23 protein-coding genes are annotated in these 20,827 nt (G+C 70.4%); 14 read left to right on the top strand and 9 right to left on the bottom strand.

What is annotated here, in order from left to right:
• Positions 1-2: 2 nt before the first annotated feature.
• A complete protein-coding gene (locus WEB03_RS07505) occupies positions 3-842 on the bottom strand; it encodes a transglutaminase family protein (protein ID WP_368070327.1) in 840 nt (279 codons plus the stop codon).
• Positions 843-946: 104 nt separating this feature from the next.
• Between WEB03_RS07505 and WEB03_RS07500 the strand changes: the two genes are divergently transcribed.
• The gene (locus WEB03_RS07500) at positions 947-1,705 is read left to right on the top strand and encodes an enoyl-CoA hydratase/isomerase family protein (RefSeq protein WP_368070326.1); all 759 of its coding nucleotides are present in this window, start codon (positions 947-949) and stop codon (positions 1,703-1,705) included.
• Positions 1,706-1,775: 70 nt separating this feature from the next.
• Positions 1,776-2,771 (top strand): class II fructose-bisphosphatase, encoded by a 996-nt coding sequence (gene glpX, locus WEB03_RS07495; protein WP_368070325.1) that lies wholly within the window; start codon positions 1,776-1,778, stop codon positions 2,769-2,771.
• A 29-nt stretch (positions 2,772-2,800) separates the two neighbouring features.
• On the opposite strand, the gene WEB03_RS07490 is transcribed toward glpX, so the two are convergent.
• Together WEB03_RS07490 and WEB03_RS07485 are read right to left on the bottom strand one after the other, a co-directional pair.
• Positions 2,801-3,451 (bottom strand): PhoU domain-containing protein, encoded by a 651-nt coding sequence (locus tag WEB03_RS07490; RefSeq protein WP_368070324.1) that lies wholly within the window; start codon positions 3,449-3,451, stop codon positions 2,801-2,803.
• Between the two features lie 12 nt (positions 3,452-3,463).
• The gene (locus WEB03_RS07485) at positions 3,464-4,579 is read right to left on the bottom strand and encodes a Na/Pi symporter (RefSeq protein WP_368070323.1); all 1,116 of its coding nucleotides are present in this window, start codon (positions 4,577-4,579) and stop codon (positions 3,464-3,466) included.
• A gap of 359 nt (positions 4,580-4,938) precedes the next feature.
• On the opposite strand from WEB03_RS07485, the gene WEB03_RS07480 reads away from it, so the two are divergent.
• Together WEB03_RS07480 and WEB03_RS07475 are read left to right on the top strand one after the other, a co-directional pair.
• On the top strand, positions 4,939-5,352 hold the full coding sequence (locus WEB03_RS07480; protein ID WP_368070322.1) for an ArsI/CadI family heavy metal resistance metalloenzyme: 414 nt from the start codon (positions 4,939-4,941) through the stop codon (positions 5,350-5,352).
• Between the two features lie 52 nt (positions 5,353-5,404).
• Positions 5,405-5,716, top strand: a complete 312-nt coding sequence (locus WEB03_RS07475; protein ID WP_368070321.1) for an ArsR/SmtB family transcription factor — start codon at positions 5,405-5,407, stop codon at positions 5,714-5,716.
• A gap of 12 nt (positions 5,717-5,728) precedes the next feature.
• On the opposite strand, the gene WEB03_RS07470 is transcribed toward WEB03_RS07475, so the two are convergent.
• On the bottom strand, positions 5,729-6,748 hold the full coding sequence (locus WEB03_RS07470) for an alpha/beta fold hydrolase (protein ID WP_368070320.1): 1,020 nt from the start codon (positions 6,746-6,748) through the stop codon (positions 5,729-5,731).
• A 216-nt stretch (positions 6,749-6,964) separates the two neighbouring features.
• Here WEB03_RS07470 and pstB point away from each other — a divergent pair, with 216 nt between their 5' ends.
• The 8 genes from pstB to nth all read left to right on the top strand — a co-directional run bounded on the left by pstB (position 6,965) and on the right by nth (position 14,434).
• A complete protein-coding gene (pstB, locus tag WEB03_RS07465; protein WP_368070319.1) occupies positions 6,965-7,885 on the top strand; it encodes a phosphate ABC transporter ATP-binding protein PstB in 921 nt (306 codons plus the stop codon).
• Between the two features lie 149 nt (positions 7,886-8,034).
• Positions 8,035-9,027, top strand: a complete 993-nt coding sequence (locus WEB03_RS07460) for a PstS family phosphate ABC transporter substrate-binding protein (protein WP_368070318.1) — start codon at positions 8,035-8,037, stop codon at positions 9,025-9,027.
• Between the two features lie 56 nt (positions 9,028-9,083).
• Positions 9,084-10,055 (top strand): phosphate ABC transporter permease subunit PstC, encoded by a 972-nt coding sequence (gene pstC, locus WEB03_RS07455; RefSeq protein ID WP_368070317.1) that lies wholly within the window; start codon positions 9,084-9,086, stop codon positions 10,053-10,055.
• Positions 10,056-10,114: 59 nt separating this feature from the next.
• A complete protein-coding gene (gene pstA / locus WEB03_RS07450) occupies positions 10,115-10,954 on the top strand; it encodes a phosphate ABC transporter permease PstA (RefSeq protein ID WP_368070329.1) in 840 nt (279 codons plus the stop codon).
• A 2-nt stretch (positions 10,955-10,956) separates the two neighbouring features.
• Positions 10,957-11,655 carry a phosphate uptake regulator PhoU gene (locus tag WEB03_RS07445; RefSeq protein WP_368070316.1) on the top strand — a complete coding sequence of 233 codons (699 nt, stop codon included), beginning with the start codon at positions 10,957-10,959 and terminating at the stop codon, positions 11,653-11,655.
• A 50-nt stretch (positions 11,656-11,705) separates the two neighbouring features.
• Complete coding sequence (locus WEB03_RS07440; protein ID WP_368070315.1) at positions 11,706-12,392, top strand: winged helix-turn-helix domain-containing protein; 687 nt, start codon at positions 11,706-11,708, stop codon at positions 12,390-12,392.
• Positions 12,389-13,693 carry a sensor histidine kinase gene (locus tag WEB03_RS07435; RefSeq protein ID WP_368070314.1) on the top strand — a complete coding sequence of 435 codons (1,305 nt, stop codon included), beginning with the start codon at positions 12,389-12,391 and terminating at the stop codon, positions 13,691-13,693. The genes WEB03_RS07440 and WEB03_RS07435 overlap by 4 nt, the downstream gene beginning before the upstream one ends.
• Before the next feature lie 72 nt (positions 13,694-13,765).
• Positions 13,766-14,434: an endonuclease III gene (gene nth / locus WEB03_RS07430; protein ID WP_368070328.1), complete on the top strand. Its 669-nt coding sequence runs from the start codon at positions 13,766-13,768 to the stop codon at positions 14,432-14,434.
• A gap of 11 nt (positions 14,435-14,445) precedes the next feature.
• On the opposite strand, the gene WEB03_RS07425 is transcribed toward nth, so the two are convergent.
• The 5 genes from WEB03_RS07425 to WEB03_RS07405 are packed head-to-tail and all read right to left on the bottom strand — an operon-like array spanning position 14,446 to position 18,153.
• Positions 14,446-15,162: a hypothetical protein gene (locus WEB03_RS07425; protein WP_368070313.1), complete on the bottom strand. Its 717-nt coding sequence runs from the start codon at positions 15,160-15,162 to the stop codon at positions 14,446-14,448.
• Positions 15,159-16,673, bottom strand: a complete 1,515-nt coding sequence (locus WEB03_RS07420; protein WP_368070312.1) for a TrkH family potassium uptake protein — start codon at positions 16,671-16,673, stop codon at positions 15,159-15,161. The genes WEB03_RS07425 and WEB03_RS07420 overlap by 4 nt, the downstream gene beginning before the upstream one ends.
• Before the next feature lies 1 nt (position 16,674).
• Positions 16,675-16,806, bottom strand: coding sequence for a hypothetical protein (locus WEB03_RS07415; RefSeq protein ID WP_368070311.1), 132 nt, complete (start codon positions 16,804-16,806; stop codon positions 16,675-16,677).
• Positions 16,806-17,468 (bottom strand): TrkA family potassium uptake protein, encoded by a 663-nt coding sequence (locus WEB03_RS07410; RefSeq protein ID WP_368070310.1) that lies wholly within the window; start codon positions 17,466-17,468, stop codon positions 16,806-16,808. Before WEB03_RS07410 ends, WEB03_RS07415 begins: the two co-directional genes overlap by 1 nt.
• Before the next feature lie 10 nt (positions 17,469-17,478).
• Positions 17,479-18,153 (bottom strand): NAD-binding protein, encoded by a 675-nt coding sequence (locus WEB03_RS07405; protein WP_368070309.1) that lies wholly within the window; start codon positions 18,151-18,153, stop codon positions 17,479-17,481.
• Positions 18,154-18,313: 160 nt separating this feature from the next.
• Here WEB03_RS07405 and WEB03_RS07400 point away from each other — a divergent pair, with 160 nt between their 5' ends.
• Both WEB03_RS07400 and WEB03_RS07395 read left to right on the top strand, forming a co-directional pair.
• A complete protein-coding gene (locus tag WEB03_RS07400) occupies positions 18,314-19,828 on the top strand; it encodes a potassium/proton antiporter (protein ID WP_368070308.1) in 1,515 nt (504 codons plus the stop codon).
• Positions 19,829-19,866: 38 nt separating this feature from the next.
• Positions 19,867-20,827, top strand: a 961-nt coding sequence (locus WEB03_RS07395; protein ID WP_368070307.1) for a 4-hydroxy-3-methylbut-2-enyl diphosphate reductase, incomplete at its 3' end; no start/stop codon positions are given.

Raw genomic sequence — 20,827 nt, 5'->3', positions numbered from 1 at the left:
GGTCAGTTCAGCCGGGCGCGTGAGCGAATCGCGTGGTGGCGGACCTCGGCGGCGTCCGGGCCGTCCCCACCGACGAGGTCGAGGTAGGCCTCGTAGGCGGCTGCAGCCTCGTCGAAGCGGCCGAGCTGGTCGAGCAGGCGCCCGCGGACCCGGTGGTCGTCCGGCAGCCGGTTCGGGAGCACCAGCTTGAGCTCGACGCTCCAGAGGGCGTCCCGGTGCGCCTTGGCGAGGGTGTAGTCGCGCGTGAGGTTGTTCAGCAGCCGCCGCACGACGGTGGCGGCGGTGGCGGGACGCAGCATCGATCGGCGGAAGGCGAGCTGGCCCCCGGTGGCGGTCTCGACCCGGGCGGCGACGGCTGCCTCGTCGAGCTCGATGCCGCCGTGGAAGGGATCGAGGACGACGGTGCGTGCATCGCCGCTGATGCCGACCACCACGTGCCCGGGCAACGTGATCGGGAACGCCCCCACGTGCAGGCGCCGGGCGAGCGCGACGTACAGGATGGACAGGGTGATGGGCAGACCCACGCGCCGGTCGAGGACCCGGTCGAGCAGGGCGTCGTCGGGGATGCGACCGTCCACCTCGTGGCCACGGAACCCCCGCGCGGCGAACGCGGCGGCCAGCGCCGGCCCGTCGTGGGCGTCATCACCGCTGGCTCGGAAGCCCTCGACCCGCACGGTGTCGGCGAGCGCATCGATGCGCAACAGCATCGCGTCGACCGGGAGGCCCGGCGCGGCCTCGGCGGCCACCAGCAGCGCTGCCTCAGCGAGGTCGGCATCGCTGTGCCGGACCAGCTGGGCCAGACGAGCGCGCGTGGCATCGGACATGGCAGCGAGGCTACCCACGCCGGGGTCCGGGCCCGGGCAGCGCTGACCGGTCCCCGACGCGCGGCGTAGCCTCCGGCCCACGCCACCCCCACCCCCGTCCCCGATCGCCATCAGGAGCCGCCGTGCCCGGTCCCGTCCACACCGAGCGCGAAGCGCTGCCGGAAGGCGAGCTGCTTCGGGTCACCCTCGACCGCCCGGACGCGCGCAACGCGATGGACACCGAGATGCTCGCCGGCCTCGCCGAGGTCCTCGACGAGGCCGCTGGCGACGGCACCCTGCGGGGGGTGCTGCTCACGGGGGCGGGCGGTCACTTCTCGGCGGGCGCCGACGTCCGCGAGGACACCGGGGACGGACGCCGCCGGATGGAGCTGTTCACGGTCGTCTACGAGCTGCTGACGAACCTGCCGGTGCCGACGGCCGCGGCGATCGAGGGGTACGCGGTCGGCGGCGGCGCCGAGGCGGCGGCTGCGTGCGACCTCCGGGCGGCGGGGGAGGGGGCGACGTTCCGCTTCCCCGGCGCTCGCTACGGCATCCCCGTCGGCGTCGCGAGGACGGTGGGCCTGGTCGGGCTCGGCACGGCCAAGGACTGGGTCCTGTCGACACGGGACGTGTCGGCGCAGGAGGCGCACGCCGCGGGGCTCGTCCAGCGTCTGACCCCCGACGGTGCGGCCGAGGCTGCCGCCCGTACCTGGTTGACCGAGGTGGCCACGCGCGACGTCGCGACGGTGCGGTTGCTCAAGCAGCTGTTCAACGGGGCTGCGGGGGGCCTGCGGGACCGGGTGGCGTTCGAGAACGACGCCCTCCGAAGCCAGGCCGAGACGGGCCGCCTGCCCGACCTCGAGACCGACCTCCCCCGGACCGTGCGGCCCCGCCGCTGGTGACCGGCCGGTGGGGCCGCGTCACTAGGGTGCGGAGCGTCCCGTCCCGGCCGATCCGGCCGCGCACTCGGAGGTGCACGTGAACATCGAGAAGCCGGACCGCAACCTCGCGATCGAGATCGTCCGCGTCACCGAGGCGGCTGCGCTGGCCGCTGCACGTTGGCAGGGGCGCGGCAGCAAGGAGGACGGCGACCAGGCGGCCGTCGACGCCATGCGGCAGGTGCTCGACACCGTCGAGATGGACGGCACGGTCATCATCGGGGAGGGCGAGAAGGACGAGGCCCCGATGCTCTACAACGGCGAGTCCGTCGGCACGGGAGCTGCACCGAAGGTCGACATCGCCGTCGACCCGATCGACGGGACGCGGCTGCTGGCCGAGGGACGTCCCGGGGCGATCGCGGTCATGGCCGCCGCACCGGCGGGGATGATGTTCGACCCCGGCCCGTGCGTCTACATGGAGAAGATCGTCGTCGGCGCCGAGTCCAAGGGTGTGGTCGACCTCGATGCGCCGCTCAAGGAGAACCTCGCGGCCATCGCCAAGGCCAAGGGCAAGGAGATCCGGGACCTGTCGGTGATGATGCTCGACCGGGACCGGCACGAGGAGGCCAAGCGCGAGGTCCGCGAGGCTGGCGCCCGGCTGCAGCTGATCACCGACGGGGACGTCGCCGGAGCCATCCTGGCCGCGTGGGAGGACCGGCCCGAGGTCGACCTCATGTTCGGCATCGGCGGGACCCCGGAGGGCGTCATCGCCGCCTGCGCGGTCAAGGCCCTCGACGGCGAACACCTCGGTCGCCTCTGGACCCGCAACGACGAGGAGCGTGGACGCGCGATCGACGCCGGCTACGACCTCGACCAGGTGTTGACCGCCGACGACCTGGTACGCGGTGAGGACGCGTTCTTCGCCTGCACGGGGATCACCTCGTCGCAGCTGCTGCGCGGGGTGCACTTCCACAGCAACGGTGCGACGACCCAGTCGCTGGTGATGCGCTCGAAGTCCGGCACCGTCCGGTTCATCGAGGCGCGCCACCGCTTCAGCAAGCTGCGCCAGTACGCCTCGATCGCCTACTGACGGGCTCGAACGGGGGTCGTTCTGGCCCTCTACCCCTGGAAATCGAGCCGATCGACCGGTGCGGTCAGCGAGGTCAGAACGTTCTGCAGGTGGGCGGTGATCCGCTTGAGGTAGCGGTAGTACAGGGCACGGGGAACGACGACGTGTCCAGGTTCGTCGCTGATGGTCAGTTCGTCGACGAGCCGGTCGAGTTCGGCCAGGCTCGGGTAGCTGGCATCGAGCAACCGCTGGGCGCGGTCAGCATCACGCTGTTCGAGCGTCGCGGCCACCTCGGCGAGGAGCTCGGCGACCCGCTCGCGGTGGATGCTGACCTCCGCCAGGGCACCGAGGTCGCTGCGACCGGTGCGGGCGCGGGCGATGTCCAGGATGTTCTTGGCGTAGTCACCGATCCGTTCGATGTCCTTGACGATGGACATGTAGACGAACATGGCCGGGATGTCGGCGATGGACTCGTTGACCGAGGCGTGGATGACCAGCTGGCGACGGACCTGCTGCTCGGCGAGGTTGACCTGGTGGTCGGTGTCGGAGATTTCGCGACGCAGCGCTGCGACGTCTCCACCCTCGAGGAGTGCCTGGTGTGCCAGTTCGTAGCTGCGCTGGTCGAGCCGGAGCATGTCGACCAGGAGCTGTTCGACGTCGCGTAGCACGCCGCCGCCGGAGAACAGCGATCGCCAGGACATGGGGGTTCCTTGTCAGCCGAGGAGCAAGACGCCGACGAACGGCGTGACGATGAACAGTCCGGCCACGTAGACGCCGACCAAACTGCGGTTCTTCACCGCTGCGCGCGACAACCGTTCCGCGAGCCGGACGGGGACGTACCGGATGGCCGGTACCGGGTAGATCAGGGCGATCGCCGTCAGGTTGAACAGCAGGTGCACGAGGGCGATGACCAGCGCTGTCGGCTGGTCGACGGCGAGCGCGGCGAGGAGCGCCGTGGCGGTCGTGCCGATGTTGGCGCCGAGCGTGACCGGGTAGGCGTTCCGAACGGTGAGCACGCCGGCGGCGACCATGGGCACCAGGATCGAGGTGGTGATCGTCGAGGTCATCACCGCGAGCGTGATGAGGATGCCCATGAGGATGCCTGGCAGGCCACCACCGCGGTCGAGCAGCCGGTTCATGGCCTGCTCGATGCGTCCGGCCATCACCGCCCGCATGTTGGTCGTGACGAACCGCAACGAGGCGAACAGCACGCTGATCCCGACGATCAGCATGACCACGCCGAGCCCCACGCCGGGGTTCACGACTCGCTCGAGCAGCCCCTCGGCCACCGCGAGTCCTGCTTTGACCGCGGTACGGATGGGGCTGTCGGCTTCGGCGCCGCCGATGCCGGCCCGGGAGAGCGCGCCGGCGAGCGATGTCGCTGTCCGTGACAGGACGCCGGTGAGCAGCTCGATCGGGAACAGCACGGCGACCGCGATGAGGTTGAAGAAGTCGTGCATCGTCGCCGCGGCGAACGCCCGCTGGAACTCGACCGGCCGCCGCAGGCTGCCGAGCGACACGAGCGTGTTGGTGATCGTCGTGCCGATGTTGGCGCCCATGATCATCGGCACGGCGAGGTTGACCGGCAGGGTGCCGGATCCGACCAGTCCAACGATGGTGGCCGTCGAGATCGACGACGACTGCACGATCACCGTGGCCGCGATACCGGCCAGCAGCCCGGCCAGCGGATTGCCGACGCTGGCCAGCACCTGGGTCTCGAACCCGTCACCGAACTGACGGATGCCCTCCTCGAGCAGCCCGACGCCGATCAGGAAGAGGTAGAGGAGCGCGAACGCGAGGAGCACCCGCACCCACGTGGGGAGGGCCATCCGGCCTCTGAAGGTCGACGTTGCGGGACTCATCGAGGGGTGCTCCGAGAGGTCGCCGTGGACCGTCGTCGCCGGGGCCGATGCAGGGCGATCTGGTCGCGGGAGACTAACAACTCAGCACCTGCTCACGTTCCACGAGCTCGCCGCCCACCTGTGGCAGGCGCGGACCGGCCGCCCGGCGTTGTCGGCGGGCTGGTGGTCTCGGTGTGCGACGACCGTCTCGCGCGCGTCCGATATCGATGACCGTCGATGCGTTCTGCGCACGCCCGCCGTCGTAGCATCGACAGGCATCGATGGGATGTGTAGCGTCCGACTCATCGACGAACGCCGATACCGAATCCCGACCGGAGGACCCCCGGATGTCCCGCGTACAACTCGCACTCAACGTCACCGACCTCGACGCCGCCATCGCCTTCTACGGTGCGCTCCTCGACAGCCAGCCCGCCAAGGTGCGCCCCGGGTACGCGAACTTCGCGGTCGCCGACCCCCCGCTCAAGCTGGTCCTGATCGAAGGCTCGGAGGGCGGGACGCTGAACCACCTCGGCGTCGAGGTGGCCGGCACCGACGAGGTGGAGGGCGCGACGGCGCGGCTGGTCGATCACGGGTTGCCGATCGACGAGCGGCGTGACGAGTCCTGCTGCTACGCCACCCAGGACAAGGTCTGGGTCGCCGACCCCGACGGGGCGCGCTGGGAGGTCTACACCGTCCTCGCCGACGCCGACCGCATGACGTCGGACCGTGGCGACGCCGTCCCCGCCGCCGCCTGCTGCTGATCGTCAGCGACACCCACGGACCGGCGACGGTCCCACTGCCCGAGGAGCCCCCGTGACCACGACGTCCATCAGCACGGTCGATGCCCTCGATGCGCTGGCGGTGTTGGCCGATCCCGTGCGACGTCAGCTGCTGCACCACCTCGCCGATCGGGACGTCTGCACCTGCGGCAACCTCGTCGACGAGCTCGGGGTCGGCCAGCCCACCGTCTCCCACCACCTCAAGGTCCTGCGCGAAGCAGGTCTGGTGGTGGGGGAGCGGTGCGGCCGGTACGTGAACTACACGGCGGTCCCCGACCGGCTGCGCGACCTCGGTGCGGCGCTCACCGCCCTCGGCGACCGGGCCGATGCGCGCGGTGCCTGCTGAGCCGGTCCTCGGTCAGGCGGGGCGGATGGCGCGGGCCACCGCGCGTGGCGGTGTGATCATCCCCGGATCGCCGAGGGGTTCGGTTGCCTCGCGCCCGAGGTGGCGGTGGAGGAAGTCGCTGATGCGGTCGGCGATCTCCAGCGGGAGCTCGATCGGTGCGCCGTGCGTGGCGTCCGGCATCAGGCCGAGCTCGGCGTGCGGGAGCACCGCGAGCATGGCCTCTCCGAGCTCGGGTGGGCAGAAGGTGTCCCGCCCGCCGACGAGGATGAGGACGGGGACGTCGACCTCCGACAACCACGGCCCGGCATCGAACTCGTGCATGCCGCGGACGATCTTGAGGATGATGAGCGGGTCGACCTCCCCGAAGTGCTGGAAGTAGAGGTCCATCCCGTCGTCGGGGGTGAGCGGGCCGAGCGCGCGGGCCAGCCGCGCGATCGGCATGGCGCCGGGCAGGCGCGGTAGCCGGGTGATCGCGCGCTGGACGGGTCGGGGCAGCAGCGGGATCCCGTAGTAGGCGAACGGGAACAGGTGCACCCCGATCTTGCTGCCGTAGAAGGTGTGCAGCGGTGACGCGTACGGCCCGGTGACCAGCGCCAGCGACGCGATGCGTTCCGGTGCCTGTCGCCACAGCTGGAGTGCGACCTGGCAGCCCATCGAGTGGCCGACCGCGACGGCGTCGTGCGCGTCCTCGGCCTCGAGCACCGCCTGCACGTCGTCGGCCATGCGATCGATGGTGTAGTCGGTGGGCTTGAGGTGGCGGGTGCGGTACCCGGGCGGTCGCGGATCGCCCGACGCGCCCATGCTGCGGTAGTTCAGGACGATGACCCGGTGGGACTCGGCCAGGGTCGGGCCGAGCGTGGCCCAGAAGTTGTCGGGACACATGAACCCGGGGCAGAGCACGAGCCACGGCAGGTCGCCGTCGGCCGACAGGACCGTGTAGCGGATCCGGGTCCCGTCGGCGGAGATCGCCTCGCGGTCCTTGTCCCAGATGTGGCCACCGCGGTCGCCGTCGGCGTGTGCGGCTGCAGCCACTGAGCGTGCTCCCAAGCGGGCCCGCTGAGCGGCCCACGAGCGGCGCGGTCCAGGTGGACCGTCCCGTGGTGCACAGCCTCGCCGGCCAGGTACCCGCCGTGCAAGCCGACGGCCCCCGAGGTGTCAGCCCGCGTTCACCCGCCGTTCACCGAGCGCCGTGACACTGCCGCAACGAGCAACGAACCCGGCGAACGCCGACCAGACCGCGAGGCCGCGATGCAGCCCGACACCCGCGTCCACTCCGCTCCCGAGGATGCCGTCGTGACCGAACCCCCACCGGACGCCGGCTCCCGCTCGACGACCGGACTCGACCCTTCCGTGTTCGAGCGGCACGGGGTGGGCCACGCCGCCGCCATCAGGGACGCCGTGTTCGAGCTGTCCGGTGTCGGCGTCCACTACGGGACGTTCGAGGCCGTCCGCGACATCTCGTTCGCGATCCCCGAGAAGCAGATCACCGCCCTGATCGGGCCCTCGGGGTGCGGCAAGTCGACCCTGTTGCGGACCCTGAACCGCATGAACGACCTGATCGAGGGTGCCCGCGTCGACGGCCGCGTGACCTACCACGGACACGAACTGTACGGGCGCGACGTCGACCCGGTGGAGGTGCGGCGCCGCATCGGCATGGTCTTCCAGAAGCCGAACCCCTTCCCCAAGTCGATCTACGACAACGTCGCCTACGGGCCGCGTCTGCGCGGCCGCCCGACGGATCTCGACGACATCGTCGAGAACGCGCTGCGTGGCGCCGCGCTCTGGGACGAGGTCAAGGATCAGCTCGGCGAATCCGGGCTCGCGCTGTCCGGCGGTCAGCAGCAGCGTCTGTGCATCGCCCGTGCGATCGCCACCGAGCCCGACGTCATCCTGATGGACGAACCGTGCTCGGCGCTCGACCCGATCGCGACCTTGAAGATCGAGGACCTCATGCGCGATCTGGTGCGCGACTACTCGATCGTCATCGTCACCCACAACATGCAGCAGGCCGCGCGCATCTCGGACTGGACCGCGTTCCTGTCGGTCGACGTGGACGACACCACTGGGAGTCGAACCGGGGAGCTGGTCGAGTTCGACCGCACCGAGACGTTGTTCACGACGGCTTCCGATCCGCGTACCGAGGCCTACATCACCGGCCGTTTCGGTTGAGACCACCGCCCTCGCATCGCGAGGGGTTCCGTCGCCGTTCACCGAGCGTTCAGCGGGGCGACAGAGGACGGCATCTCGGCGCTCGTACCGTCGCTCTCAGCTCCTACGACGGTCGTAGGAGCTCCACCTCCACCCAAGGAGCACCAACCGTGCGACTCTCCCAGCGCACCCGGCGGCTGGCCGCCCCGGTCGCCGCCATCGCCCTCTTCGCCGCCGCGTGCGGCGGCACGACCCAGCAGGAGGCTGCATCCGACACCACCGCCGAGGGCGAACCCGCCGGGGCCGAGAGCGATGGGACCAGCGGTTCGGTCCGGATCGACGGTTCCTCGACGGTCGCGCCGTTCGGCGAGGTCGCGGCCGAGCTGTTCATGGAGCAGAACCCCGACGTGCAGGTGACGGTCGGGGTGTCCGGCACCGGCGGCGGCTTCGAGAAGTTCTGCAACGGCGAGACCGATATCTCCGAGGCGTCGCGGCCGATCAAGGACGAGGAAGCCGCCCTGTGTGAGGAGAACGGCATCGCCTTCGAGGAGCTCTCGGTCGCGCTCGACGGGCTCGTCAACGTCGTCCCGGTCAGCAACGACTTCGTCGAGTGCCTCACCGTCGAGGAGCTCAACGCCATCTGGGGTCCGGACAGCACCATCAGCAACTGGTCCGAGGTCCGTGACGGTTTCCCCGACCTCCCGCTCGACCTCTACGGCGCCGGGACCGACTCGGGGACCTTCGACTACTTCACCGAGGAGATCAACGGTGAGTCGGGGGCGATCCGCACCGACTACAACGCCTCAGAGGACGACAACGTCACCGTCCAGGGCGTCAGCGGTTCGGAGGGCGGCCTCGGGTTCTTCGGCCTCTCGTACGCCGAGGAGAACGTCGACACCCTGAAGGCCCTGCAGGTCGACGGTGGTGACGGATGCGTCGAGGCCACCGTCGAGACCGTGCAGGACGGCAGCTACACCCCGCTCGGGCGCCCGCTGTTCATGTACCCCTCGGACGTCGCGCTCGACCGTCCGGAGGTCGTCGCCTTCATGGAGTACACCATCTCCAACCAGGAGGAGATCTCCACCACCGCGCTGTTCGTGCCGCTGACGGACGAGCAGGCCGCTGAGGCACAGGCCAAGGTCGACGAGCTCGCCGGTAGCTGAGTCCGACCCGGGGGCCGGCCGACCGGCTGGCCCCCTCCGACCCACCAGAGGGGCAGATGAGCGCCAGCACCAGCGAGGTAGCGGGCGGCCTGGGCGGCCGTGGGGACATCTCCCTGCGGGCGTCCTCGCCGCGGTACGGGGAGCGGCTCATCAAGGCGCTGCTCGGCGCCTGCGCGGCGATATCGGTGGTCACCACGGTCGCGATCGTGCTGTCGATCTTCCCCCCGACCATCGCCTTCTTCCGCGACAACGTCGGTCTCGGTGAGTTCCTCACCGGCACGACCTGGTCACCCCTGTTCGCCAACGGCGAGTTCGGTGTCCTCCCGCTGGTGACCGCCACGCTGGTGATCACCGTGATCGCCCTCGCGGTGGCCATCCCGATCGGTCTCCTGGCGGCGATCTACCTCAGCGAGTACGCCCCGGCCCGCGCGAGGAAGTGGCTCAAGCCGCTGCTGGAGGTGCTGGCCGGGATCCCGACGGTCGTCTACGGGTTCTTCGCGCTGGAGTTCGTCGGCCCCGACCTGCTCCAACGGTTCTGGCCCGGCGACTTCCTCGGCGGGGAACCGGGCACGTTCAGCGCGTTGGCTGCGGGGCTCGTCATGGGGTTCATGATCGTGCCGACGATCGCCTCGCTCTCCGAGGACGCCCTGCGATCGGTGCCGATGGCGTTGCGCCAGGGCTCGAGCGGGCTCGGCGCCTCCAAGCTCCAGACGACGCTCAAGGTGGTGCTGCCCGCCGCCATCTCCGGCATCGTGGCGGCGATGGTGCTCGGTGTCTCCCGCGCCATCGGCGAGACCATGATCGTCCTGATCGCGGCCGGGGGGACCGCTCGACTCACCCTGAACCCCACCGAGGGCATGCAGACGATGACCTCCTTCATCGGCCAGGCGGGCATCGGTGACCTGTCGACCGGCTCGGTCGGCTACCAGACGATCTTCGCGGTCGGTGCGCTGCTGTTCCTCGCGACGCTCGTGATGAACCTGTTCAGCATCCGCCTGGTCCGCCGCTTCCGGGAGGTCTACGAGTGAGCGTCACCACCGCGGCCGCGGCCGCATCACCCTTCGCCCGGACCCGCCGCGGGGTCACGATGCTCAAGGAGCGGGGGTTCTCCCTGGCCCTGCTCGGCAGCTTCGTGCTCGCCATCGCCGTCCTGATCGCGCTGCTGATCCAGGTGTTCGTCCTCGGCACGGGGCGTCTCGACGCGAACCTGCTGACACAGTTCCCCTCGACCATCCGGGTCGAGACCGCCGGCTTCCGGTCCGCCATCTTCGGCACCCTCTGGCTGATGGGGGTCGTCGTGGTGACGGTCGTGCCGGTGGGGGTCGGTGCCGCCGTCTACCTCGAGGAGTACGCCGACGGCTCCAGGTGGTGGAACCGCGTCATCGAGATCAACATCCAGAACCTCGCCGCCGTCCCCTCGATCGTGTACGGCATCCTCGGGCTCGCCTTCCTGGTCCGGGGTCCGGTCGGCCTCGGGTTCGTCGTCCTGGCCGGCGGACTCATCCTGTCGCTGCTCGTGCTGCCGGTGGTCATCATCTCCTCCCGTGAGGCGATCCGTTCGGTGCCGAACTCGCTGCGCCTCGGGTCGCTGGCGCTCGGGGCCACGCCGTGGCAGACGGTGCGTCGCCTGGTGCTGCCGTCGGCCATCCCCGGCATCGCCACGGGCACGATCCTCGCCCTGTCCCGAGCCATCGGCGAAGCGGCACCCCTGCTCCTCCTCGGCGCGCTGACCTTCATCACCTTCGTCCCCGACGGGTTGATGGCGGAGTTCACCGCGCTCCCGATCCAGATCTACAGCTACCTGTCGCGACCGCAGGAGGAGTTCCGGATCCTCGCCGCGGCTGGCATCGTCGTGCTGCTCGCGATCCTCCTGTCCATGAACGCGGTAGCGATCTACATCCGCAACCGCTACTCCGAGCGGAACTGACCGTGACCGACGAACCGACGTACGGGTCCCTGCCCTCGCTCCACGACGCGCACCCGGCTGCCCGTGGTCACTTCCACGGCTGGCTCGACGAGATCGACGACGAACTCGTGGGCGGCGCGCTCCTGGTCAGCGCCGCGCTCCCGAGGGTGACGCGTGCGTGGGTCGCGGCCGACCGCGCGTGCATCGCCGAGACACGCGCCGTCAACGCCGACGTGCGCGAGCGGGTGCGACGGGTCGAGACCCAGGGCTTCCTCGTCCTGGCGCGTGAAGCACCGGTCGCGGGCGACCTGCGCCGGCTGGTCGCGATGCTCCGCCTCGTGACGTCGGTCGAACGCTCTGCCGCCCTGCTGCGACACGTCGCCGAGACCCTCGAGCGTGTCGACCCACGTGAGCTGCCGGAGGAGATCCGGCTCCAGGCCGAGGACCTCGGACGCCGTGCCAGCGAGGTCTTCCGCCAGGGTGTCGACGCCTGGCGCTCGCGCGACGGGCTCGCGGTCCGTGAACTCGACGAGGCCGACGAGACGGTCGATGCGCTCGCCGTCTCCCTCCTCGAACACGCGGACGACGTCGAGAGCCCCGCCGAGGCCATGTCGCTGGCCCAGCTCGCCCGCTACTGGGAGCGCATCGCCGATCACGGGGTCTCGTTCGCGCAACACAGCACGTTCGCCGTCACCGGGGAGCGCGTCGAGGTCGGCGACTGAGCGCGCGCTCCGCGCCGTAGGCTGCTGGCCGGATCCTGGAGACGAACGCCGTGCCGAAGCTGCTGTTGGTCGAGGACGAGGTGTCCATCGCCGAGGCCCTGAGCATCACCCTCGAGGCCGAAGGCTTCCAGGTGGCCTGGGTCAAGGACGGCGCGGATGCCGTGCCCACCTGGGAACGCGTCCGGCCCGACCTGGTCATCCTCGACCTGATGCTGCCCGGCGTGTCCGGCACCGAGATCTGCCGGACGCTGAGGAACCGTTCCGACGTGCCGATCATCATGCTGACGGCGCGTGACGCCGAGGTCGACCGCGTCGTCGGGCTCGAGCTCGGCGCCGACGACTACGTGACCAAGCCGTTCTCGACCCGCGAGCTGGTCGCCCGCGTCAAGGCGATCCTGCGACGCGCTCCGCTCGGTGCGGCCTTCGCCGATGAGTCGCCCGTCGAAGCGGCCGGGGTCCGGCTCGACCGTGCTCGCCACGAGGTCCGTGTCGACGGTGACCTGGTCGACCTCCCGCCGAAGGAGTTCGAGCTGCTCGCCTACCTGCTCGAGCACGCCGGTCGCGTGCTGACCCGGGGCCAGCTCATCGACGAGGTCTGGGGCAGCGACTACGTCGGGGATACCAAGACGCTCGACGTCCACGTTCGCCGGTTGCGGACCCGCGTCGAGGAGGACCCGAAGGACCCGCGGCGGATCCAGACGGTCCGCGGGGTCGGCTACCGGTTCACCGACACGTGAGCCTGTGGGGCGTCGCGGCCATCCTGCTGCTCGCGCTCAGCGGGGTCCTGCTCGGCGACGGTATGGACCGTCCCCTCGCGCTGGTCTGGACCGCGGTCCTCAGCGTGTCCGCGATCGCGGCGGTCCAAGCCGACGTCGGACGCCGCCTCCGCAGGTTGACCGCCGGTGCGAGTTCGTGGTTGGCGACCCAGCGGTTCGCGGCCCTGCCGGTCCGTGACCGGGGCGCCTGGGGACAGCACGTCGTCCTCCTCAACGCGCTCGGGGCGGCGCACGAACGGCGCGGTGCGAAGCTGGCTCGGGAACGGCCGTGGCGTCGAGCGCTGGTGGACGCGCTCGTCAGCCCCGCGCTGCTGTTCTCGTCCGATGGTCGGCTGTTGTCGGCGAACGCCGCCGCCCGTGATCTGCTCGGCGTGCCGACCGATGCCGGCGACGTGACGGTGCTGCGAGCCGTCGGGAGCGAAGCGCTGGCGGAAGCCGTGCGGGAGGTCCAGCTCACCGGCGTCCCCGTGACCGTGGACACGACCCACGGCGAGCACGAGCTGCGCGGCATCGCATCGCAGGTCGGAGACGAGGCCCTCCTGATCGTGGTCGACCGGACCCGCGAGCAGCGCATCGAGGACCTCCGGCGCAACTTCGTCGTCAACGCCTCGCACGAGCTCAAGACGCCGGTGACCGGTATCCGGACCCTCGCGGAGGCGTTGCGTGTGACCGCCGACGCCGGCGATCTCGATCGGCTGCGACCGCTGCTCGGTCGCTTGGATGCGGAAGCCGACCGGCTGGCACGGCTCGTGCACGACCTGCTCGATCTGCGACGACTCGAGGAACGCGGACCCCTCGAACGGGTGCCGGTCGACGTCGCCGAGCTCGCACGTCGCGTGGCGGTCGAGCTGCTCGATCGTGCCGAGGAGCGCGGGGTGGAGCTGTCCATCGACGCTCCGGACCGTGCCTACCTCGCTGGGGTGCCGGGCGACCTCGAGGCGATCGTCAAGAACCTGGCCGCCAACGCGGTCCAGTACAACCGCGAGGGTGGCAGGGTCGAGGTCCTCGTCACGCCGGAGGGCGGATCGCAGATCATCACGGTCCGCGACACCGGCATCGGCATCCCAGCGCAGGACCTGTCGCGGATCTTCGAACGCTTCTACCGGGTCGACCCCGCACGCAGCCGGGCCAGCGGCGGCACCGGCCTCGGTCTGGCCATCGTCCGGCACGCGGTCGAGAGCCACAGGGGCAGCATCGAGGTGGAGAGCACCGTCGGCGAAGGGACGACCTTCACCGTGACGCTGCCGATCGAGGCTGCGTGAGCCGGCAGTAGCCTGCCGCCCGTGTCCTCATCCGATGCTGCCGACGTGACCCCCGCCGACCCGGCGGGTGCGCTGACGCGCGACCGGGGCAAGACCCTCCGGGCACCGGTCATCCTCGACCTGCTCGCCGAGGAGCTCGGACCGGATGCCGTCATCGCCCTGGACTTCACCTCGCGCTGGGAGCTGCTGGTCGCCACGATGCTGTCGGCCCAGTCGACCGACGTGAAGGTCAACGAGGTCACCAAGGTCCTGTTCGCCGAACTTCCGGATCCTGAAGCGGTCGCCTCCGCCGACCTCGCTCGCATCGAGCAGCTGATCGGCTCGCTCGGCCTGTTCCGGCAGAAGGCCAAGAACCTGCAGGCGACCGCCCGCCACCTGCTCGAGGCCCACGGTGGCGAGGTGCCGGACACGATGCCGGAGCTGCTGGCGCTCCCGGGTGTGGCGCGCAAGACCGCGAACGTGGTGCTGTCCAACGGCTTCGGTCGCCACGAGGGCGTCGTGGTCGACACCCACGTGCACCGGCTGTCACGCCGGCTCCGGTTCACCCGCGCCGACGATCCGGTCCGCATCGAGCGCGACCTCGCCCGGCTGTTCCCACGTCAGCGGTGGCTGCAGGTCTCCGATCTGCTGATCCACCACGGCCGGCGCACCTGTCTCGCCCGCCGTCCGGCGTGCGAACGGTGCGTGATCGAGCACCTCTGCCCGTCGTCCCAGGAAGCGGGCCTGACCGACAAGCGCTGACCGCCTCGTGGTCAGCGGCGTCGGTTGCGACGTGACCAGACCAGAGCGGTGACGGCCGCGACCCCCATCACGGCGGCCACGATCGCCTGCGGGATGTGGACCGGCTCCGGGAGCTGGACGCTCGGAGCGACGATCCGGGCCGTGTCAGCTCGGAGGGTGAGGCTGCCGCCGTCTGCCGGGTCGGCACGCATCACGGTGCCCTCGATCAGCAGCACGTCACCGCGTCGATCGGGGCGTCCGACGCCCGAGATCTGCTCGTGGAGACCGTCGGGGAGCCACACGGCCAGGCCGCTGTTGAAGCCGCGGCGCTCGTCGTGGCGTGCCAGCGGGCCGAGCTCGAGGGCGTAGTCGTCGTCGTTGACCTGGACCCAGACCCCCCCGTCCCGGTACAGCACGTCACCGACCACCTCGCCAGCGTAGGTGACGCTCACCCCGTCGAACGCCTGCGGGCAGGCGTAGACCTGTCCCGAGCTGATCCGCTCGTGGGGCCGGAGCTCGCCGACGATCTTCTCGACGCCGGACGCGTCCACGCCGCGCAGGCACGTGCGTGGCTCGGCTGCCGCCGCCGACCGCGGTGGCAGCCCCTCGACGACCAGCTCGGAGGTGTCGACCACCGGCTTGATCCGCACGAGGGCTTCGGTGCCTGCCAGCACGACGACCACGAGCAGCACGAACAGGACGAGGACACCGCGGGTGCGGCGGCGGCGGTGGACCTGGCGCGGGCTCACGTCGACGCCCGCCCGCGTGCGAGCGACACGAGGTAGCCGAGCAGGGCGAAGACGGCGACGAACTCGAGCCGGCCGAGCCACATCTGCACGATGTAGACCGCCATCAGACCCCGTGGCATCGACGGTTCGGTCACACCGATCGACAGGCCGATGTTGGAGGTGGCCGAGACCGACTCGAAGAGGGTCTGGGTGATGTCGTACCCCCCGTACGCCAGACCGACGAGCGCTCCGATCAGGTAGGTGACCACGAACAGCAGCAGCACCGACGTCGCGGCCCGAGCGGTGCTATCGCGCAGGATCTTGCGCTTCCCAGCGTGGTAGCTGGTCACGACCAGGGCGGACTCGGGTTGGAGCAGCTTCTTGACGTCGTGGATCAGGGTCTTGGCGGCGATGCCGACGCGGAGCGCCTTGATCCCGCCGGCCGTCGACGACGCCATCCCCCCGATGGCCATGGCGGCCACGATCGCGGCGGGGGCCAGCACCCCCCAGTCGCTGAGGTAGGTCGTCCCGTCGTTGACCTGGTAGCCGGCGCTCGACATGGCGGCGATGAGGGTGAACAGGCCCTTGCGCAGCAACGGGACCGGTCCGTCGTAGGTGCCCGAGCGCAGCAGCCCGAAGCAGACGACGGCGAACAGGACGCTGGTCGAAACCGCGAGCGTCCGGGTCTCGATGTGGCGCAGCACCTGGCGGGGGTCGCCGTGCCAGAGCTGGAAGTGCAGGCCGAACGAGATCGCGCCCGCCAGCATGAGCAGCACCACCACGGCCTCGACGCTCCACGAGTGGTAGTAGGCCACCGAGGCCTGCATCGTCGAGAACCCGCCGGTGTCGAACGCGCCGAGGAAGAGGTTCACGCCGTGGTAGAACGCACGGCTCGGGCTGAACCCGCCGGCCAGGAGGGTGAGGTAGAGGGCCGTGATCCCGAGCACGCCGTAGGTCGCCGCGACGCGGAAGATGAACCGCGATGTACGGATGAAGTTCGGCAGGATGCGCTCGTCACGACCCTCCGAGATGTAGAGGGTGCCGATGGCGCCACCGCCGGCGGCGAACAGCGACAGCACGACGATGATGATCCCCTGACCGCCGGCGAAGTGCAGCAGGTGGCGGTACAGGTCCATCGAGATGGTGGTGTGGTCGAGGTCGTTGATGACCGACAGGCCCGTGGTGGTGAGCCCCGACATCGCCTCGAAGACCGCGGACAGCAGGTCGTCGTAGTGGCCGGACAGGTGCAGCGGGATCGCGGCCAGGACGGCGCCGAGCAGCCAGGACAGGGCCACGGTGACCATGCCGTGCGCCCAGGTCAGCGGGCGTCGTGTCGCCAACCGCACCTCGGTGACCGCCCCGAACGACGCGCACAGCGCCGCGCCGATCACGAACGAGGTCAACGAGTTCCACTCACCGCGGGCGAGGGCGACGAGCGCGGGCAGGACCATGACCAGCGACAGGCCGAGGAAGACCTTGCCGAGGTAGTAGCCGATCAGCCGCAGATCGTCGGCGCCGGGGCGGAGGAGCACCTCAGGCCACCAGCGTCGTGAGGGCACCGGCGATGACCGCCGCGACGAGCCCGACGGCCAGCGCGAGGCCGAGCATCAGCGCCACGCCGCGTAGGGCGGCCTGGAGGTAGGACCGTTGCCGGCTGCGCTCCATCAGCCCGTGCCGAGCAGGGCGGCCGCGAGGGCAGGCTCCAGATCCGGTGTGGTCAGCGCGACCACCTCGTCACCGGGCTCGATGACGGTCGCGCCGTGCGGGATGACGGTCTCGTCGCCGCGGAAGATGCAGACCAGGATGGCCTCGTGGGGCAGCTTGATGTCCTCGACCTTGCGTGGTGGTGGGGCGCTCGCACCCTCGGGGATGCGCAGCTCGACCAGCCCGACGCGTCCACCCTTGAGGCTGGTGAGGTGGATCAGCTCCCCGACGGAGAACTCGTTCTCGAGCAGCTCGGAGATGAGCCGGGTGGACGACACCGGTTCGATCCCGAGGGCCTCGAAGATCTCGACGTTCTTGGGGGAGTTGACCCGGCTGATCGAGCGCTTCACGTCGAACTCGATGCGGGCGAGCTGGCACGCGACGAGGTTGTCGTCGTCCTCGTGGGTGGTGGCCACGAACGCGTCGGCACGGTCGGTGTGCGCCTGCTCGAGGTACTGGACGTCGCAGGCGTCGCCCTCGATGACCAGCACGTCGGTCTCCACCACCAGTTCCTCGCACCGTGACGCGATGCGTTCGATGACGGTGACGTCGTGGCCCTTCTCGATCATGTCACGGGCGATGTAGCGGCCGATCCGGCCGCCTCCGGCGATGACGATGTACACCTCGCGCTCCTCAGCTGGCCCGTGGACGGCCGTAGGGATCGCGCACGAGGCCGGACAGGGCCCGCACCGCGCTGGGCTTCATCGCGGCCGTGACCACGTCGTCGCGTTCGAGCCGGTCGGTGCGGTCGGGGATGAAGACCCGGGCCCCCCGGTGGATCGCGGCGATCCGCAGGAGCCCGTCGACCTCGAACTCCTCGACGATCATGCCGTGCCCCCCGGTGTCGACCTCGAGGTCGACCAGGTGCACGTTGCTGTCGGCGAAGTGCACGTGCAGCGGGAAGCTCTCCTCGCGGAACTCGTTGAGGAACAGCTTGGCGATGGTGTTCGTGCCGGATACGTACCGGACCCCGAGCTTGCGGTAGATGCCCTCGCGTTCGGGGTCGAACAGCCGGGCGATGGTCCGCGGGACGTCGTAGAGGTGGGTGGCGATCTCCACCGTCATCAGGTTGGCGTTGTCGGAGCGCGTGACGGCGAGCAGGCCATCGGCCTTGGCCACCCCGGCCCGCTCGAGCACGTCGCGGTCCGTGCAGTCCCCGACGAGCGTCTCGCCGTTGAACGCCGATCCCAGCCGGTCGAAGGCGAGGGGGTCGACGTCGAGGATGACGACGTCGGTGTCGCGGTCGAGGGAGAGCTGTTCCGCGATCCCGGCACCGAGCCGGCCGCAGCCGCCGATGATGATGTGCACCGCTGCCTCCGGCGCTGCCCGTGACGTCTGCGGGCCGGCGCGTTGACGGCCCGGTCGGTGACCGGGCCGTCACGCAGTCTGCCACGTCGGCCGCCGAACCCGGGTCGACCCGCGGGTAGGGTCCGCAGCCCGGACGCGAACGAGCCGGCAGGAGGTGGTGATGTCCGACGGCCTCCCCGTCGACCCCGTCGTCCTCATCGCGGCCGTCCTGCTCGCGTTCGCGGTGCTCGTCGCCGGCGTCACCCGTCGGGTGCAGACCCCGTCAGCACTGCTGTTCCTCGGCATCGGGATGCTCGTCGGTGACGACGGGCTCGCGATCATCCAGCTCAGCGATCCGTCCGTCGTCCAGAACCTCGGTGTCGTGGCCCTCCTCGTCATCCTGTTCGACGGTGGCCTCACCACGAAGCCCACCGACCTGCGGCGGGCGGCAGGTCCGGCGTCCCTCCTCGCGACCGTCGGGGTCCTGCTCACCTCGGCGATCACGGCGTTCGGCGTCTGGTTGCTGCTCGACGTCGAGGTGGCCACCGCGGCGCTGATCGGAGCCGTGGTCGGGTCCACCGATGCCGCTGCCGTCTTCGCCATGCTCCGTGGCATCCGCCTGCCGCGGCGGCTCGCGGCGATCCTGAAGGTGGAGTCCGGGGCGAACGACCCGATCGCCATCGTCATCACCCTGACGGTGGTCGAGTTCGCTGTGGGGGGCGCCGACACCGCCAACGTGCTGCAGCTCGCGCTGCTCCAGCCGGTCGTCGGTATCGCGGTCGGAGGCGGGATCGGCATGCTCGGGGTGGTCGTGCTGCGCCGGGTCCGACTCAGCGCCGACGCCCTGTACCCCGTCCTGGCGCTCGCGGTCGCCGGGGTGGCGTACGGGCTCGCGGCCATGCTCGGCGGGTCCGGCTTCTTCGCGGTGTACCTGGCGGGCGTCCTCGTCGGGGCGAAGGTCGACCGTCGCCGGCGCAGCATCCGTGACTTCCACGAGGGGTTGGCCAACGTGGCCGAGATCGGGCTGTTCCTCATGCTCGGTCTGCTCGTCTTCCCGACCCAGCTTCCGGGTGTGGCTGCTGCCGGGCTGCTGGTCGCCGTGCTCCTGACCTTCGTGGCGCGGCCGATCACGGTCCTGCTCTGCCTGCTGCCGTTCCGGTTGCCGCCGCGCGAACAGGCGGTGCTCGGCTGGGGCGGCCTGCGTGGTGCGGTACCGATCGTCCTGGCGACCTTCCCGATCACCGCGGGGTACGAGGATGCCCTGTACGTCTTCGACATCGTGTTCTTCGTCGTCCTGGTCTCGATCCTGCTCCAGGGGACGACGATCACGAAGGTCATCGAGTGGCTCGGCGTGACCTCGTCGCGCCGCGCGTGGGCGCCGGTGGCCGAGGCACTGCCGCTGGACGACGTCGACGCCGACCTCGTCGAGGCCATGCTCACCGATGATCTGCTCGTGGCCGGACGCTGGCTCCGCGACGTCCCGCTGCCGTCCGGCATGCTCCTCGTGGCGATCGCACGTGACGAGCAGGTGGTCGTCCCGCGCGGCGACACCGTCCTGCTCTCGGGCGATGTGCTGATGATCATCGCCGAGGACCCGCGACGGGCGGCGGACCGCATCACGGCCTGGGCGCGGGGAGAGGGTGACATCGCTGTCGATCGCGCCAGGCCCGAGCCCCCGGCGGTGCCGGACGGCTGACGCGGCCGCGTCCACGAGGCCCTCGCTACCCTCGGAGCATGGCTCCCACCACCCTCCTGCTCGCGGCTCCGCGCGGTTTCTGCGCCGGCGTCGACCGTGCCGTCCTCATCGTCGAGAAGGCGCTCGAGGCCTACGGCGCGCCCGTCTACGTCCGTCACGAGATCGTCCACAACAAGCACGTGGTCGAGTCGCTCAAGCGCAAGGGCGCGATCTTCGTCGAGGACGAGACCGAGGTCCCCGAGGGTGAGGTCGTGGTGTTCTCGGCGCACGGCTCGCCGCCCGAAGCGTTCGCCAACAGCCAACAGCTGAGCCACTCCCTGATCGACGCGACCTGCCCGCTGGTCACCAAGGTCCACCACGAGGCGCGGCGCTACGCCCGCGACGGCAAGGACATCGTGTTGATCGGGCACGAGGGCCACCAGGAGGTCGTCGGCACGATGGGGCAGGCGCCGCCGCGTTCGATCAGCCTGGTCGAGACCCCCGAGGACGTCGACGCGCTCGAGCTCGACGACGACGCCGAGGTGGCCTACATCACCCAGACCACCCTGTCGATGGACGAGACCGCCGGGGTCGTCGACCGGTTGCGCCAGCGCTTCCCGCTGCTGCACAACCCCAAGAAGGACGACATCTGTTACGCGACCCAGAACCGACAGGACGCGGTGAAGGTGCTCGCCGAGCGCTGTGACCTCATCCTCGTCGTCGGCTCGCAGACCTCGTCCAACAGCAAGCGGCTGGTCGAGGTGAGCAAGGACCGACACGTGCCGGCCTACCTCGTGGACGAGGCCGCCGAGATCGACCCCGCCTGGCTCGAGGGGGTCGAGACCGTCGGCGTCACGTCGGGGGCCTCCGCGCCCGAGGTGCTGGTCGAGGAGGTCATCGACTGGTTCAAGGCCCGCGGGACCACCGAGGTCGACACGGTGCTTGTGGTGGACGAGGACGTCGAGTTCGCGATGCCGTCCAACCTCGCCCGCAAGCTCCAGGGCAGCGAGCTCCAGGACC

It is taken from the genome of Nitriliruptor sp. (assembly GCF_040882075.1).
GTDB lineage: Bacteria > Actinomycetota > Nitriliruptoria > Nitriliruptorales > Nitriliruptoraceae > Nitriliruptor.
The sequence above is the reverse complement of the archived record's forward strand: the minus strand, read 5'-3'. Positions and strand labels throughout refer to the sequence as shown.